Genomic DNA, 16553 nt, shown 5'->3' with positions numbered 1-16553 from the left:
GGTAAGGAAGAGGTCACCAGTTCGAGCCTGGTTGGGAGCTCCAGGGAATGGCCCGTTGGTGAAGCGGTTAACACACCAGCCTTTCACGCTGGCATACAGGGGTTCGAATCCCCTACGGGTCACCATTTGGACGGTTAGCTCAGCTGGGAGAGCACCTGCCTTACAAGCAGGGGGTCGGCGGTTCGATCCCGTCACCGTCCACCATGGAATATGGAGCTGTGGTGTAGAGGCCTAACATGCCTGCCTGTCACGCAGGAGATCGCGGGTTCGAATCCCGTCAGCTCCGCCAATTGAATACATGCGGAAGTGGCTCAGGGGTAGAGCATCGCCTTGCCAAGGCGAGGGTCGCGGGTTCGAATCCCGTCTTCCGCTCCAAACAGGGAAAACTGCCATTCTATACGAATGGCAGTTTTTTTGTTATTCAATGGACCAATTGGGATATATAATATTTTTGGGTTAAGTTTAAAAAACTAGTGAATTTAGAAAGAGAAATTTTTTATTATTAAGAAAATCGCTAGGACGATCCTGGTCGTTGCATTAATGATTCTCTTATTCAAATATTAGTATCGATTAGGCATTAGGTAAGAAAGGAATGACAGAGGATGGAAGAGATTTTGTTTCAAACAAAAAATCTTAAATTCCGGTGTACAAATGAGTTAGATGTATCTTTTCTGTTAGAGGCGGAAAATCATCCAGAAAATGCACCATTCATTCAACGATGGGAGCAAGAGAAACATATCGAGGCCATTCATGATCCGGATATAAAACATTTGATTATCGAATCCCAAATAACAGCGAACAGGGTTGGTTTTGTCATTTTGGCTGGATTAAGTAATCCGCACCAAAGTATTGAATTTCGGAGAATCGTTATTACAGAGAAGGGAAAGGGATACGGACGAGAAGCATTGCGAGCAGTCAAATATCTGAGTTTTGAAGTATGGAATGCCCACCGCTTGTGGTTGGATGTGAAAGAGCATAATATTCGAGCTCGAACTCTTTATCGCTCTGAAGGGTTTGTAGAAGAAGGTCTTTTACGTGAGGCATTTAAAAATGGCGATCAGTTTGAATCGCTGGTGATCATGTCCATGCTAAAGAAAGAATATCAAAAGTGTAATAAGAAATGAAAAAACACCCCATTGGAGTGTCAGTTTGTTGACAAAGTTTCGTTATATGCCGGTTTTCCTTTTCCGTTTCACTCCATATCTATAAAAATGAGCAAGAAGTCGTTCAACTGGAAAAGGAAAACCGGGTTTGTCAACGTCCTCAAATACCCCACTGGGGGTGTTTTTTTAAACTTGCTATACCTGAGAAGAAGAATGATTCCTTAGTTTTTTGACAATATCCCTGGCGATCCATACACCACAAGCTCCCGCTTGAGCCAAAACACGAGTGATCCCAGCTCCGTCACCACCCAGATATAGTCCAGCGATCTCGGACTCAAAGCGCAATGATCCCCAAATCCCACTTTGTGCCATGCGTGCGATCCCCATGATTTATCGTTGTGGGTCAGGCACAGAAATTCCTCCTTTCACGCCTTAGAAAATTTCCGTCGAACAAAAATAATAAAAGAAATTTGGTTGTAAAACAGAAAAAAACAAAAGAAAACACAGAAAAACGTGTTTCCTAACTAAAATTGGTCGATTCATCGGGGATATCTAGGCTTTTTGCGGAAAATGAAAGCCGTTTCATATTGACTAAAGGTTAAAAATAGTATATTTTAATAGCGTGAAAACAAATAAAACAAAAATAATCAAAACAAAATCAAATAAATGTTTTATCCGAAAACAAAATAAACAAATAAGATCAGGTATCTATAAGACGAGGTTTTGGATGCGAAGAATCTGGTCCTAAGTTTGCAGGAATGTGACGATGGAATATCGTACAGGCGACGTGGGCAGTCGATATTGTCTCTGAAGAAGTTGATTGTTCTAGGCTTGTTTGAAAGCGATTACTTTTATTTGAAGCCGAAGGAGATTATAAGAGGAGGGACGATCGTGATATCCCAAGCCGAAATCAAGTTGTGGGTCAAAGTTCAAGAAGACAAGGGTATCCCCGTCGAGACCGTGAAAAACCGGCTCAAGAACTTAGTGATTGAAACACCCTCCTGGGGATACGCTGATTGCGGAACCCGCTTCAAAGTATACAAACAGGTCGGCGTTCCGCGCAATCCATATGAGAAACTGGAAGACGCTGCGGAGGTTCATCGCTTGACCGGAGTTTGTCCAAAGGTTGCGATCCATATTCCGTGGGATAAAGTGGATGATTACAGTCACTTAAAAAGTTACGCGAACGAGTTGGGACTTGGGATCGGTGCGGTGAATCCAAACCTGTTCCAGGATGACAACTTCGTGTTGGGGAGTGTCTGTCATCCTCGCGAAGAAGTCCGTAAGAAGGCGATTTCGCACATTCTCGAATGCGTGGAGATCATGAAGTTGGTTGGGTCAGATGTTCTCAGTCTATGGTTTGCTGACGGGACCAACTATCCCGGACAAGATCACATCCGCAAGCGGAAGCGCTATATGCTAGAGGCGTTATCCCAAATCTACGAGGCACTTCCGGAAAATGCGAGGATGTTGATAGAGTACAAATTCTTTGAGCCTGCCTTCTATCACACAGATCTCGCGGACTGGGGCATGTCTTATAACTATTGCTTAAAGCTCGGTGAACGGGCGCAGGTCTTGGTTGACTTGGGCCATCATGCGCAAGGGACGAACATTCCCCACATTGTCGCACTTCTTTTGGACGAAGGAAAACTCGGGGGATTTCATTTCAATAACCGCAAATATGCGGATGACGATCTCATGGTCGGCACCATTGATCCGTACGAGCTGTTCCTGGTCTGCAACGAGCTGATTGATGGGGAAAATGACCCGGCGACAGCGGAGTGCGCACGGAACATCACGTATATGATCGACCAATGCCACAGCATTGAGAGCAAAATTCCCGCGATGATCAAGTCCGTGGTCAACATTCAAACTGCCTTTGCCAAAGCGTTGCTTGTGCAGCGGGATGCGTTGAGACAAGCACAAGAAGAGGGGGATGTCATTCGCTCCGAATCGATCCTGAAGGACGCCTTTGAAACGGATGTACGTCCTCTGCTCGCTCTCGTACGGGAAGAGATGGGTTTGCCGCAAGATCCGCTGGCTTCGTACTTGCAGAGCGAGTATCCAAAAAAGATCCTGGAGCGCGGCATCGGCGGCCAAGGGTGGTGATAAAGATGGCCATATGGCGTGGTTTCGCGGTGGACTTGGGTGCAAGCAATGGGCGTACAGTCATCGGTGAGTACGACGGGAAACGGCTTTTCCTGTATGAGATCACTCGCTTCCAGAACAATCCTGTCGGGCTTGGCGAGACGCTGTACTGGGATTTTCTGCACTTGTTCAGCGAGATCCAGAACGGCCTCGTCAAGGCCAGTAGTGAGGGTCTGATTCCTTCAACCATTGGAGTCGATACATGGGGTGTTGATTTTGGTCTCATTGATGAATACGGCGAACTGGTGGCCAATCCACGTCACTATCGTAATCCCCAGCACGGTTCAGTTCTCGACGAAGTGTTCGCCCGGGTTCCCGCGAAATCGCTGTACGAACAGACCGGGATTCAAATACTCCAGATCAATACCGTTTTTCAATTGATGTATCTCTGCCTCCATCAGCCTGAACTCCTGGAACGCAGCCGTCACCTGCTACTATTTCCGGATCTCATCAACTACTTTTTAACAGGGGAGATGGCCAGCGAGTTCACGAATGCCACGACCACGCAGCTCTTCAATCCCAGACTCGGGACGTGGGCGTATGACATGATCGACAAACTGGGCCTTCCGAAAGACCTGTTCTTACCGGTCGTACAACCCTTACGAACACTGGGGTCCGTTCGCAAGAAGCTGGTGCCCAAGACAGCTGCAGGGAGAATTGACGTGGTCAATGTCGGTGAGCACGATACTGCATCGGCAGTGCTTGCCGTTCCGCATGAGACGGATGACTTTGTGTACATCTCAAGCGGCACATGGTCTTTGGTTGGCGTTTTGTCGAACGAACCGATCATCACGGATTTGACGAGAAAACATAATTTCACAAACGAAGGCGGCGTCGGCGGAGTTTACCGCCTGTTAAAAAATGTAATGGGTTTGTGGCTCCTACAGGAAGTTCGGCGCATGTTTCTCCGGTCGGGAGTGAACTGTGATTTTTCCAGCTTGATGCAGGCAGCGGAAGAGGCGCCTGCGCTGAAGGCGCTGTTTGATCCGGATGCGGCTGATTTCTTGGCGCCGGACGATATGATTGCAGCCATCCAGGATTACTGCAGGCGAACGGATCAACCTGTCCCGGAGAGTCCTGGTGAGATCAGCCGTGCCGTCTTGGAAAGCTTGGCTTTGAAGTACCGCTGGGTGATTGAGCGGCTTGAGGAGATCACAGGGAAATCATTGCCGTTCATTCACATTGTTGGAGGCGGTGTACAGAATACCGTCTTATGCCAGTGGACGGCGGACGCAACGAACCGAATCGTGATCGCTGGGCCAGTGGAAGCGACGGTGATTGGGAACTTATGCGCGCAATTGATCGTATCAAATGAACTTTCCAGCATCTCAGAAATTCCCACGTTGGTAGACCGGTCCTTCGAGAAGAAGGTCTACCGTCCAACCTCGCAGCGGGAAGGATGGGATGAGGCTTACGAGAGATTTGTCCGGCTCTTGGAGATGCACAATTCATTTCAATTGGATTCTGAGTTGTCGAATTCCACCCACGATACCTGAAAGGGGGATAACAGATATGAAAACCAGCTATGATCACCATGCTTTCTTATCAGATCTCGTTGAACGGTCAAACCGCCTGGGAGCGGACAGATCAATCTGCAACTGGGGCGGCGGAAATACATCCATGAAGACTCAGGAGACCGACTTCCGCGGTGAAAAGGTGGAAGTGCTCTGGGTGAAGGGCAGTGGCTCGGATCTGGCTGATGCGACGGAAAAGAATTTCACGGCACTCCGCTTGAACGATGTGTTGCCATTGATGGAGCGTGAAGCTATGACGGACGAGGAGATGGTCGAGTACCTGTCACACTGCATGCTGGATAGTCGCCATCCGCGTCCGTCAATTGAAACGCTGTTGCACGCTTTTTTGCCATTTCCCCATGTGGATCACACGCACCCGGACAGCATCATCTCCTTATGCTGCACGAAAAACGGCAGGGAGATTGCGGAGCGCATCTTCGGCCAGCGCATGGTCTGGGTCCCTTACATTCGGCCAGGGTTCCGGTTGTCCAAACTGATCGCAGAAGCAGTGGCAGCGAATCCGGCTTGCGAGCTGGTCCTGATGGAGAAGCACGGTCTCATCACCTGGGGCGATACTTCGGAAGAGTGCTACCGTAACACGTTGAAAGTCATCGAGGAAGCCCGTCAATATATCGAGGAGCGCGTGAATGAGCAGGAACTCTTCGGTGGTGTGAAGTATGAGGCACTCCCCAAAGAGGTTCGGAAAGAGGTCGCGGCTCGGATTCTGCCCATCATCCGCGGAATTGTGTCGGAAAACAAACGTATGGTTCTGACGTTCGACGACAGCGATGATTTCCTGTGCTTTACGGGCAGTCGGGATGCAGAGAAGCTGTCCCAAGTCGGTGCTGCCTGCCCGGATCACCTCGTGCATACGAAGCGCGTGCCGCTCTACGTGGATTGGGATCCGACGACGGGGGATGTGGGTGGCCTCGTGCAGGCGCTTCGCGACGGGCTTGCACGTTACAAAGAGGAGTATACGGCATACTTTGAGCGCAACCGCGAAGGGAATGAACAAATGAGCGATCCGTATCCCCGCGTCATCCTGATCCCTGGGCTCGGGGTCGTGGCCACAGGCAAGTCGAAGAAAATGGCTGACATTGCAGCCGCTCTGTACCATCGTGCCGTGGCTGTGATGCGGGGCACCACGACTTTGGGCGAATTCGTCTCCCTCAATGAAAAAGAATCGTTCGACGTTGAGTACTGGCCATTGGAGCTGTACAAGCTCACGCTGGCTCCGCCCGAAAAAGAGCTGTCCAGATATGTCGCCTTCATCACAGGAGGCGCAGGAGGCATCGGCAGCGCGACCTGCAAACGGCTGGCGGAGGAAGGGGCGTACATTGTGATCGCAGACTTGGCGTTAGAGACCGCAAATCGCTTGGCTGAAGAGATGAACGCGTTGTACGGAGAGGAACGGGCCGCTGCGGTTTATCTTGATGTAACAGACGAGGATGCGGTTCGACGCTCTCTTGCGGAAGCGATTCTCAAGTACGGAGGCGTTGACATCCTGGTATCGAATGCGGGACTCGCCAGCTCAGCACCAGTGACGGAAACATCGCTTGCCGAGTGGAACAAGAACGTGGCAGTGCTTGGCACCGGCTACTTCCTGACCGCGCGCGAGGCGTTCCGTATAATGGAGGTACAGGGAATCGGCGGCAGCATTGTCTTCGTAACGTCGAAGAACGCCATCTACGCCAGTAAGGACACCTCCGCCTATAGCAGCGCAAAAGCGATAGAGGTGCACTTGGCACGTTGCCTAGCTGTGGAAGGCGGAAACCGCGGCATTCGCGTCAACTCTGTTCTGCCTGACGCCGTTCTGCAAGGGTCGAACATCTGGAATTCGAGCTGGAGGGAAGAACGGGCGCGCGCATATGGCATCCATCCGGACGAGCTTGAAGAGTATTACCGCAAGCGCACAATTTTGAATGTCAACGTATTGCCGGAAGACATTGCCGAAGCGATACTGTTTCTGGCGTCCCAGCGGTCCGCGAAAACAACGGGTTGCATGATCACGGTCGATGGTGGTGTGGCCGCAGCGTTTCCCCGTTAAAACCCCGTTACAATGTAAATGTTCCCCTCGTTGGCGGGGGAACGGGATACTATCTGATTCTAGGTCGGTAATAGGTGTGCGGATCGATATCTACCTTCTTGCAAGTATGGGATTCGTGGTGAAAAAGACTTCTATGCCAAACAAAGGGGTGGGAGAAAGAGATATGTTGGTAGCTGAGCGTCATCGAAAGATCGTAGAACTCGTCCAGTCCGAAGGAAGAATCCGTGTCGCTGAACTGAGCAAGCTCTTCCAAGTCACGGAGGAGACCATCCGGCGCGATCTCGATAAATTGGAAGCGGAAGGGAAGGTCATTCGCACGCATGGCGGTGCGGTGGCGAGGGAGGAACTCCCCCTTGAAGTTCCCTTTGAAGATCGGAAAATCGAGAGGATTGAACAGAAAAAGGCCATCGCCCTCAAAGCGGTGCGGTTGGTGGAGAGCGGAGACTGCATTTCATTGGATGCAAGTACGACGGCCTGGCAAATGGCACGAATCTTGCCAGATATTCCGCTCACGGTAGTAACGAATTCCGTTAAGGTCGTCATGGAGCTCAGAAACAAGGAGAACATCCAGGTGATTTCCGTCGGTGGTGTCTTGGTACCTCGGTCGCTGTCGTTCGTCGGACCTTTGGCGGAACGATCCGTGGAGGGTTACCACGTTCAGAAATCTTTCCTCTCCTGTCAAGGACTGCATCTTCAGTACGGGTTGAGCGAGGCCACGGAAGAGCAGGCGCGGGTGAAAGAGAAGATGATTCGAAACTGCGACAAAACTATTTTGCTCATCGATTCGAGTAAGTTCGGTGTGCGTGCGTTTGCGCCAATAACGGATTTAAGCGATATCGACACCATTATAACTGATGATGAGGTTGATCCAAGCATAATCGAGTCGCTCCGTGAGGTCCAGATCAAGGTTATTACCGCGGAGGTGTGACAAATTACTTCAAGCGGAATCTGGATCCTTGACAAAAAAATTAGCGGATGAAGAGGTGATTGGGGAGAAGGATCTAGAGTGCGCTATCCTCCGTGATTATCATAATTTCACTCTTCACGATGGATCCAGCGAGGCACAATGCTGCGTTAGACTTGTTCATCGTGGCGGTGCCTCAATCTTCCACATATTTCAATACGGGAGGTGTAATTCATCCCGGATATTATTGATAATTAGTTCTATTGTAGAAATAACGACAAAATAGAAATAGCCTATTCACTGTATGAGGTGATAGTTGTGGCGAATTTCATTGTGTGTAAACTTCGTTGTGAGTATAAGGACAATCCCATTGGCATTGACGTATTGAGGCCGAGGTTCAGCTGGCAAATTCATTCTCATGCTCGCGATGTTATGCAGAGTGCCTATCAGATCCAGGTTTCCGAGAATGATCCCCATTTTCAGCAGGTAATTTGGGACACGGGTCAGGTGCAATCGGATCAATCGGTCCATGTGGTGTACGAAGGACCTCCTTTGAAATCATGCACGAGATATTTCTATCGTGTACGAGCGTGGAACCAAGAGGGACAAATGTCGGAATGGAGTGAAATTGCGCTATTTGAAATGGGTCTTCTTCGTGCTGACGAGTGGAGGGCAAAGTGGATTACGCCACAATTTGAAACAGATCAAACGCAAGTCTGCCCGCTGTTAAGGAACACGTTCACAATTGAGGGTCCAGTAGAAACAGCGAGGGTGTATGTTACCAGCTTGGGGTTGTATGAACTCGAACTAAATGGCGAACGGGTTGGAGACTGGGTGCTGACACCTGGCTGGACCAGTTACAACAAACGTTTGCAGTACCAAACCTATGATGTTACTCATTACTTGCGGGAGGGTGCCAATGCGATTGGTGTAATCCTTGGAAATGGCTGGTATAAGGGAGAGCTTGGCTGGGAAGGGGCTCGGAACATTTACGGAAATCAAAGAGCCGTGTTGCTGCAAATGCACATCAAGTATGCAGATGGGCGCAACCAAACCGTGGTTTCGGACGAAACGTGGTCATCCCAGACTGGACCGATTCTCATGTCAGAAATTTATCATGGGGAGATATATGATGCAAGATTAGAAAGATCTGGATGGAGTACTGCAGAGTATGATGACAGTGACTGGTATGGAGTGACTGTATTATCGCGCGAGAAAGATATGTTGACCGCTCAAGAAAATATGCCGACACGCATCGTGGAAGAGATTAAGCCGGTCCGACTCATATATACGCCTGCGGGTGAGAAAGTGCTGGATATGGGGCAGAACATGGTCGGCTGGATCCGTTTCAAAGTGACGGCGCCCGCTGGAACCGAGATCGTTTTGAAACATGCAGAAGTCTTGGACAGGGATGGTAACTTATACACTGGGAATTTACGTAGGGCAAAGCAGACGATTCGCTACATTTGCAAGGGCAAGGGGGAAGAATGGTATCAACCTCACTTTACTTATCAAGGTTTCCGTTACGTGCAAATTGAAGGTGTTCCTGGGGATGTAAAGCTGGACGACTTCATCGGTTGTGTCATCCACTCGGATTTGGAGCCGACGGGTCGATTTGAGTGCTCCAATGAACTTGTGAATCAGTTGCAGCATAACATCCTCTGGGGACAAAAGGGGAATTTTGTGGATATTCCGACAGATTGTCCCCAACGTGACGAACGCCTTGGTTGGACTGGTGACGTACAAATATTTATTCGCACGGCGGCCTTTAACATGAATATTGCGCCATTTTTCACTAAGTGGCTTCGAGATCTTAAGGCGGATCAATTTTCAAGTGGAGGTGTACCATCCGTCATACCAAATATCTTTTCTGAAGATAGTAAAATCTTAAGCTCATCGTCGGCATGGGCAGACGCGGCGGTTATTTGCCCGTGGACGATTTACCTCTGCTACGGAGACAGACGTTTATTGGAAGAACAGTACGACAGTATGAAGGCTTGGGTAGAGTACATGCGCAGTCAGGGAGACAATGAGTACTTGTATAATACTGGATCTCACTACGGGGATTGGCTCGGTTTGGACGCCAAAGAAAATAGTTACAAAGGTGCCACGGACGAAGACTATATCGCAACCGCGTTTTATGCCTATTCGACTCGCTTGCTTGCAAAAGCAGCACGCGTACTCTGTAAGCACAACGATGTTGAGGAATATCAAACGCTCTACAAAAATATCGTCGAACATTTCCGCCGAGAGTTTGTGACGCCCAATGGTCGTCTGTCTGTTCCTACGCAAACCGCCCATGTACTCGCTTTGTGGTTTGATTTAGTGGACGAGACACATCGAAAACATATTGCGCGAAAATTAGCAAAGTACATCGAAGACAACGACTATCATCTTTCAACCGGCTTTGTCGGTACTCCGTATCTATGCCATGCGTTGTCTCAAAACGGATATAACGATCTAGCATACAGGTTGCTGCTACAGACTGATTATCCATCTTGGCTCTATCAAGTGACAAAGGGAGCTACCACAATGTGGGAACATTGGGATAGCATCAAAGTTGACGGATCATTTTGGAGTGACGACATGAATTCATTTAACCATTACGCGTATGGCGCAGTTGGAGAATGGTTGTACCGTGTAGTAGCCGGGATCGATACCGATGAGGAGCAGCCTGGGTACAAACATATTCTGATTTGTCCGAAACCTGAGCCGGCGTTGAAGTATGTCAAAGCGTCACTACAGACCTTGTACGGTGAGGTTGCTTCTCACTGGGAAATAGTTGATGGACAACACATGGAAGTTTTTGTTCGCATTCCCGCTAACACTATCGCAACAGTGGTTTTGCCGCATGCGACTTTAAGTGTTCTTAGGGAGGGTGACAGACCCTTGGAGCAAGCCGACGGTATTCATTATTTCGAACAAGTCAATGAGGGCGTACGCATGGAACTCGGCTCTGGTACGTACCGATTCAACTACCCACTGTGTGATAAGGTTTCAAATTAGTTGGGTGTCGAACAAGACTGGAGGGTCATCTTAACGATTAATTGAAATCGCTTACAGACAGTTGAATACGGAAGATTTTAAAACAGAATCTGTTTGGGGGTGTCGTTATGAAGAGTGAAGTTACGGTGGCTAGTCTCGAGGATCCGAAAAACTCAAAACAGCAGTGGAAGTGGACGTTATTGGCTTCCATGGCCAACTACATTGACTCAGGCTCGATTGTGGCAGGAGCGGCCAGTCTAAGTCTCTGGCAGAGCTACTTTCACATGTCCAACACCGCTCTCGGACTGTTGGCCGCTTTTAGTTCAAACGCCATCTCGGCTGGGATCGGATCCCTGATTGGTGGGCGAATTTGTGACCTTTTTGGCCGAAAAAGGATTTATTCTTGGGATTTGCTGATTTATGCATTTGGCATGTTGTGGATCATTTTTGCCGTTAATGCTTGGATGTTAGCCGTCGGCTACTTCATTGTGGGACTAGCTGTTGGTGCAGATGTTCCCGCATCGTGGACCATCATTGCAGAAAATGCGCCAGCTAAATCACGCGGAAAGCTAAGTGGTATGGCGCAAGTTCTGTGGAACATGGGACCGATTGTCTGTCTGTTGCTGTCTTTGGCACTTTATCCGCTTGGTATCTTGGGGGCTAGGCTGTTGTTTGCGCATCTCTTTGTCGTTGCAATCGTCACGTGGTTATTGCGTCGAGGCATGGTCGAATCGGTGCGCTGGCAGACAGCAGTGGAAACCGCAACCTCAGTGCAATCAACTGCGGCGGGGACTGTGTCCAAGAATGTTAGCGCTGCAAATGGTTTTCGAGCCCTTTTCACCAAGCCGCACTTGGGAGCATTGGTCTTCTTGATCTCCATGTACGGAATTTGGAATCTCACAGCGGGAACGTCGGGATTTTTCTTACCATACATCTTGGAAACAGTGGGGGGAAATAGTCAGTCGACCAGCGTGTTAATGCAGTGCTTAGGATTTTTGTTCGGGGTAATTGGCACTGCACTCATCTTCATGCCTTTGAGCGATCGCGTTAACCGGCGTGTTTTGTTCGGAGTCAGTGCATTGATTCAAGTGATAGGCATGTCACTCTTAGCGATTTTTCCGTTAACGCCTGTTGTTGCTTTGCTACATGTGTTTTTAGGTGGCTTTGCGGGTGGTTTTGGTCAACAAGCGTTCTTCCAACTGTGGTCTTCTGAACTGTTTCCGACCATGATACGCAGCACTGCCCAAGGCTTGGCTTTCGCCGTCATCAGAATCGGACTTGGCATCTGGAGTTTGTTTGTACCAGTGTTAACAGCCACCGGGTTCACAACGTTGGCTTGGATCCTCACCGGATTCCTCTTTGTTAGTGGCTTGATTGGGTTAATCTGGGCTCCACAAACAAGAGGAAAGTCTTTAGAGGAGATTGAGGCGGAGCGGACTGGAGAGCAGATTGTCTTGCCGAAGAAGGATTGACTACTCTTTTTTGGACAGTTTTCCCTTTCGTCAGGGACGCTCCTCTCGCTCATTGTCCGGGAGGAAAGGATACGGTCGCACGGATAGGCGTCCTAGCGTGAGGTTGTAGAAAAACGTGCAATGGGAACGTCCTCCGCAGGTCCAGGTGGCGGATGGGACACGCTATCCTTATTTCTGGATGATGTTTTCTTGTTGGATTTGTACGAAAAATAGAAAACCTTCCTTTTCTTTTAGTTTTCTATGTTTATTCAACAAAAAAGACCGTTGACAAAGTATGCAGGTCAACGGTCTTAAAACACCCCACTAGGGGCGTTTTTTTAAACTTGCTATACCTGAGAAGAAGAATGATTCCTTAGTTTTTCGACGATATCCCTGGCGATCCACACACCACAAGCGCCCGCTTGAGCCAGACCGCGAGTGATCCCAGCACCGTCACCACCCAGATATAGCCCGGCGATTTCGGACTCAAATCGATCATTCAGTTTGGGACGGGCTGAGTAGAATTTGGCTTCTACACCATAGAATAAGGTATGCTCTGAAGCAATACCTGGTGTAACATGATCAAGGGCCTGGATCATTTCAATCAAGCTTTTCATTGTGTTATATGGCAGGACAAGGCCAAGATCTCCTGGAACGGCTTCTTTTAGCGTTGGATTGATAAATCCTTCCTTGATCCGTTTGGGTGTGGAGCGACGTCCTTTCATGATATCACCGAATTTTTGTACAATGACTCCCCCGTTGGATAGTCGATTGGCCAGTCGCGAGACATCATGGGCAAACTCAGTCGGTTCATCAAATGGATCAGCGAACTGATGGGAAACAAGAAGTGCAAAGTTGGTATTTTCGCTTCCTAACTTCGGATCTTTATAAGCATGTCCATTGGCTAACATGATACCGGAATGATTTTCTACCACGACATGTCCCGATGGGTTGCTGCAGAATGTGCGGACACGGGTGCCAACCGATGAATGAAAGATAAATTTACCTTCATACAAATGCTCATTGATCTCTTCCATCACAATATTGGATGTTTCTACACGAACACCGATATCTACTTGATTGGCTGCCATTTTTAACCGGCGTTTTCTGAGAATTTTCGATAACCAGGCGGAACCGTCACGTCCGGGAACGATCACAACTTTTTCTGCAAAGAGCTGCTCACCATTTTTAAGTTCAACACCGACTATACGATGGGATGAACCCACTTTTTCGGTAATAATATCGGCCACTTCCGTTTTAAAGAGCATGTCGATATGTTCTTTGAGGTATTCAAAGATGCTGGTCAAAATTTGCAGATTTTGCTCTGTACCCAGATGGCGAACTTGAGCGCGTAACAGTTTGAGCCCAGCTGAATAGGCTCTTTTTTCGATTTCACGAACTTTATCTGTTAGCGGATCGGTGATCGTTTCAGTAGCTCCGTGTTTGAGATTGATTTCATCAACATATTTAATTAAGTCAACAACAGTTTCCGTTGGCAAATAATCCGTCATCCAACCGCCAAACTCACTGGTGATGTTAAATTTTCCATCCGAATAGGCTCCTGCACCGCCAAAACCGTTGGTGATTGAACAGGCTGGAACACAGCCAGCATATTCTTTTCGGCCAACAGCAGGTGGGCATTTTTGGATTTTCTTCTGTAAAATGGGGCAATTGCGAGAATAAATATCATGTCCTTTATCAATCAATAGCACTTTGGCTTCAGGCATTTTCAGAGTCAATTCATAGCAGGTAAAGATACCGGCTGGACCTGCACCTACAACGATTACATCATATTTTGTTTTCATATGTAAAACCTCCAACATCCATCTTTTCCTATTTGAATAGGAATTTTTTTCTACCCAAGCCTTAGATACTATATCAAACCATGAAATAGAAATCAAGTAAAAAACGAATTAATTTTTTGTTAAATCTATTCAATGTTCGTTTTTGAAGCGTTTACATCTGCTTTCAATCTGTTTTGTAAGGGTATTTGATCGTGATTTCCTTCATTGATGCGAGGTCCGTATCCTTTATTTTTTGTTTCCGCTCAGTCTTATTTTTATTCTGATTTGATAAATTTTCTTATTAAATGAGCTTATATAGAAAAGAAATTGAGACCGTTGACAAACCCGGTTTTCCTTTTCCAGTTGAACGACTTCTTGCTCGTTTTTATAGAGCGGGAGTGAAACGGAAAAGGAAAACCGGCATATAACGGATACTTTGTCAACAAGCTGGAAATCAGTGGTCTATTGGAGATGCGTAAAGATTCAGTTCTCAAAACAAATCAATGGGCTTTTGATACGCGGTTTGAGATGATGACAAATTTATTTTTGGGTTCATAAATCTTTGACAAATACTACGATATCGTAGTAAAATATTTTTAGGGAAAATTACATAAAGGAGAAATAAATGAAGCAGCTCATCACTCTCTTACTTCAACATGGTTTGAAACCTCTTCTTTTTGATTCAGAGATAGGTAAATTGGAGAGAAAATTTACACGCTCTGAACTGATCGCTTTAATCTTGATCAAGCATAAAGGACAAATGACCATGTCACAGCTGGCAGCGGAACTGGGTGCACCCCTTAGCACCGTCACAAGTATTGGTCAACGGTTGAAACGAAGAGGATTCATTGAAAGAACGCGGGATCCCAAGGATCGACGTAACATCATCATCCATCTGACAGAAAATGGAGAACAGCTGGCACAGCAATTGATGGAACTCGTCAATCAGGTCCTTAAAAGAATTGAACAGGTATTGACTACAGAAGAACAGGAGCAGTTGCTTACACTGATCGTAAAAGTAATGAAGGCGATTCAAACCATGGAACCAGTGGAGAAAATGGAACAGCCCACGATCCGGCGAATCAACATTACCGAGTGAACAGAGGGATTTGTTCCTTTTCTTTTACGTCAATACTACGATATCGTAGTAATTTTCCCTTAGCTGATGTTAAATGGAGGCTTCTTATGCGCATCATTGTTTATACAGGAAAAGGTGGCGTCGGAAAAACCAGTGTAGCGGCAGCGACGGGAGTTCGTCTTGCTTCAGAAGGACTGCGTACCCTCATCATGAGTACAGATGCTGCACATAACTTATCAGACTGTTTTCTGAAAAGTTTGGGACCAGAGCCTGTGCAAATCACAGAGAACTTATGGGGACAGGAAGTAGATCATATACGTGAGACGGAACGAAATTGGAAAGCCGTACAAACTTGGTTGAAAGGCGTAATGAATTGGTCTGGATTGAATGATGTGAGTGCGGAAGAAATCTTGACTTTTCCGGGGATGGAGGAGTTATTCAGTCTATTGCGAATGATTGACCATGTTAAAAGCGAAAGATATGATGTGTTAATCATTGATTGTGCACCGACCGGTGAGACTTTACGTTTGCTCAGCTATCCCAATATGATTACCTGGTGGTTGGATAAAATATTTCCTTTCCAACGTCGGGTGGCCAGGCTGGCGCGTCCTGTCACCAAATTGGTCACAGGTGGTTTTGAATTGCCGGATGAAGAATCACTGAGTGAGATCGAGCAACTATTTCGCAAGGTGATTGAAATCCAAAACATTTTATTGGATCATGCAACCACATCGATTCGGGTGGTCGTAAATCCTGAAAAAATTGTGATCGCTGAAGCAAGAAGAGCCTTTACTTATTTAAATTTATATGGCTTTAATACAGATGCGATTATTGTAAACCGGATGTTGCCAGAAGAAGCAGGAGTCGGCTACTGGGAAGACTGGAAGGTACGCCAGGCCCAATATATACAGGATATTGAGGGAAGTTTCCATCCCATTCCTGTTTTTCGGGTTCCTTTAATGAAAAAAGAAGTAGCTGGCATAGAATCTTTACAATTGCTGGCAAATGAGGCGTTTGGTGAAAAAAATCCAAAGGAGATCTTTTATGTAGGGAAAGTGGAAGAAGTTGAAAAAACAGAGGAAGGTTATGTTTTTTATCTGGCGTTTCCCTTTGTTGAGCGTACGGACTTGAATCTGACGCAACGCGGTGATGAGTTGACGATTCAGGTAGGATCTTACCGTCGGAAAGTTTATTTGCCACGTTTGTTGACAGGACGCCCTATTCTTGAAGCTCGTTTTACCGATCAACGCTTGCGTATCACTTTTGGAAAGCGAGAAAGTGAGGTCGAAAAATAAAGGGGGATAAAACGAATGTTGAATCGTCAAGATTTGCATCATGTCCTCGATTTGTTGCTTGATATGCGGGAGAAATTGAAAAAGGATACGATCCCTGATGAAGCCAGGCACCATTTTAAAAATGCGTTAAAAGAACAACTGTTGGGTGTGAGAGTGTGTTTGGATTCCTGGATTGAAAAGTTGGATCAGAAAGAGGAAGTACCAGAAAAGCAGGCCAAGAAGATCAATATTGAAGAATAAATGA

The 16553-nt window shown here is 47.2% G+C and carries 12 protein-coding genes and 4 tRNA genes; 14 read left to right on the top strand and 2 right to left on the bottom strand.

All coding sequences use genetic code 11. The features are described 5' to 3' along the window. The first annotated feature begins 49 nt into the window (after positions 1-49). From BMZ78_RS16905 to BMZ78_RS16885, 5 genes are all read left to right on the top strand, one after another. A tRNA-Glu gene (locus tag BMZ78_RS16905) sits at positions 50-125 on the top strand. Between the two features lie 3 nt (positions 126-128). Further along, positions 129-204: transfer RNA gene (locus tag BMZ78_RS16900), tRNA-Val, on the top strand. 8 nt (positions 205-212) lie between these two features. Next, a tRNA-Asp gene (locus BMZ78_RS16895) sits at positions 213-289 on the top strand. 11 nt (positions 290-300) lie between these two features. Beyond that, positions 301-375, top strand: a tRNA-Gly gene (locus BMZ78_RS16890). Positions 376-602: 227 nt separating this feature from the next. After that, positions 603-1124 carry a GNAT family N-acetyltransferase gene (locus tag BMZ78_RS16885; RefSeq protein ID WP_093231579.1) on the top strand — a complete coding sequence of 174 codons (522 nt, stop codon included), beginning with the start codon at positions 603-605 and terminating at the stop codon, positions 1122-1124. A 174-nt stretch (positions 1125-1298) separates the two neighbouring features. Here BMZ78_RS16885 and BMZ78_RS18925 read toward each other — a convergent pair whose 3' ends face one another. Further along, the gene (locus tag BMZ78_RS18925) at positions 1299-1475 is read right to left on the bottom strand and encodes a hypothetical protein (protein WP_175482535.1); all 177 of its coding nucleotides are present in this window, start codon (positions 1473-1475) and stop codon (positions 1299-1301) included. 519 nt (positions 1476-1994) lie between these two features. Between BMZ78_RS18925 and rhaI the strand changes: the two genes are divergently transcribed. The 6 genes from rhaI (at position 1995) to BMZ78_RS16850 (ending at position 12173) form a co-directional block, all read left to right on the top strand. Next, entirely contained in the window at positions 1995-3212 is a 1218-nt protein-coding gene (rhaI, locus tag BMZ78_RS16875; protein ID WP_093231577.1) for an L-rhamnose isomerase, read from the top strand. A 5-nt stretch (positions 3213-3217) separates the two neighbouring features. After that, positions 3218-4747, top strand: a complete 1530-nt coding sequence (locus tag BMZ78_RS16870; protein ID WP_093231576.1) for a rhamnulokinase — start codon at positions 3218-3220, stop codon at positions 4745-4747. 16 nt (positions 4748-4763) lie between these two features. After that, positions 4764-6812, top strand: a complete 2049-nt coding sequence (locus tag BMZ78_RS16865) for a bifunctional aldolase/short-chain dehydrogenase (protein WP_093231575.1) — start codon at positions 4764-4766, stop codon at positions 6810-6812. A gap of 163 nt (positions 6813-6975) precedes the next feature. Continuing rightward, the gene (locus BMZ78_RS16860) at positions 6976-7740 is read left to right on the top strand and encodes a DeoR/GlpR family DNA-binding transcription regulator (protein WP_093231574.1); all 765 of its coding nucleotides are present in this window, start codon (positions 6976-6978) and stop codon (positions 7738-7740) included. Positions 7741-8025: 285 nt separating this feature from the next. Continuing rightward, the gene (locus tag BMZ78_RS16855; protein ID WP_482255532.1) at positions 8026-10722 is read left to right on the top strand and encodes a family 78 glycoside hydrolase catalytic domain; all 2697 of its coding nucleotides are present in this window, start codon (positions 8026-8028) and stop codon (positions 10720-10722) included. A gap of 107 nt (positions 10723-10829) precedes the next feature. Continuing rightward, positions 10830-12173 carry an MFS transporter gene (locus BMZ78_RS16850; protein ID WP_093231572.1) on the top strand — a complete coding sequence of 448 codons (1344 nt, stop codon included), beginning with the start codon at positions 10830-10832 and terminating at the stop codon, positions 12171-12173. Between the two features lie 326 nt (positions 12174-12499). Here the strand turns inward: BMZ78_RS16850 and BMZ78_RS16845 are convergent, their stop codons facing one another. Beyond that, a complete protein-coding gene (locus BMZ78_RS16845) occupies positions 12500-13957 on the bottom strand; it encodes an NAD(P)/FAD-dependent oxidoreductase (RefSeq protein WP_093231571.1) in 1458 nt (485 codons plus the stop codon). Between the two features lie 604 nt (positions 13958-14561). Between BMZ78_RS16845 and BMZ78_RS16840 the strand changes: the two genes are divergently transcribed. The 3 genes from BMZ78_RS16840 to BMZ78_RS16830 all read left to right on the top strand — a co-directional run bounded on the left by BMZ78_RS16840 (position 14562) and on the right by BMZ78_RS16830 (position 16549). Next, the gene (locus BMZ78_RS16840) at positions 14562-15035 is read left to right on the top strand and encodes a MarR family winged helix-turn-helix transcriptional regulator (RefSeq protein WP_093231570.1); all 474 of its coding nucleotides are present in this window, start codon (positions 14562-14564) and stop codon (positions 15033-15035) included. An 86-nt stretch (positions 15036-15121) separates the two neighbouring features. Further along, positions 15122-16309, top strand: a complete 1188-nt coding sequence (locus BMZ78_RS16835) for an ArsA family ATPase (RefSeq protein WP_093231569.1) — start codon at positions 15122-15124, stop codon at positions 16307-16309. A gap of 15 nt (positions 16310-16324) precedes the next feature. Beyond that, positions 16325-16549 carry a hypothetical protein gene (locus BMZ78_RS16830; protein WP_093231568.1) on the top strand — a complete coding sequence of 75 codons (225 nt, stop codon included), beginning with the start codon at positions 16325-16327 and terminating at the stop codon, positions 16547-16549. Positions 16550-16553 lie beyond the last annotated feature (4 nt).

Source organism: Thermoflavimicrobium dichotomicum (assembly GCF_900114055.1).
GTDB classification, from domain to species: Bacteria; Bacillota; Bacilli; order Thermoactinomycetales; family Thermoactinomycetaceae; genus Thermoflavimicrobium; species Thermoflavimicrobium dichotomicum.
This window is presented reverse-complemented; position numbering and strand designations above follow the sequence as displayed.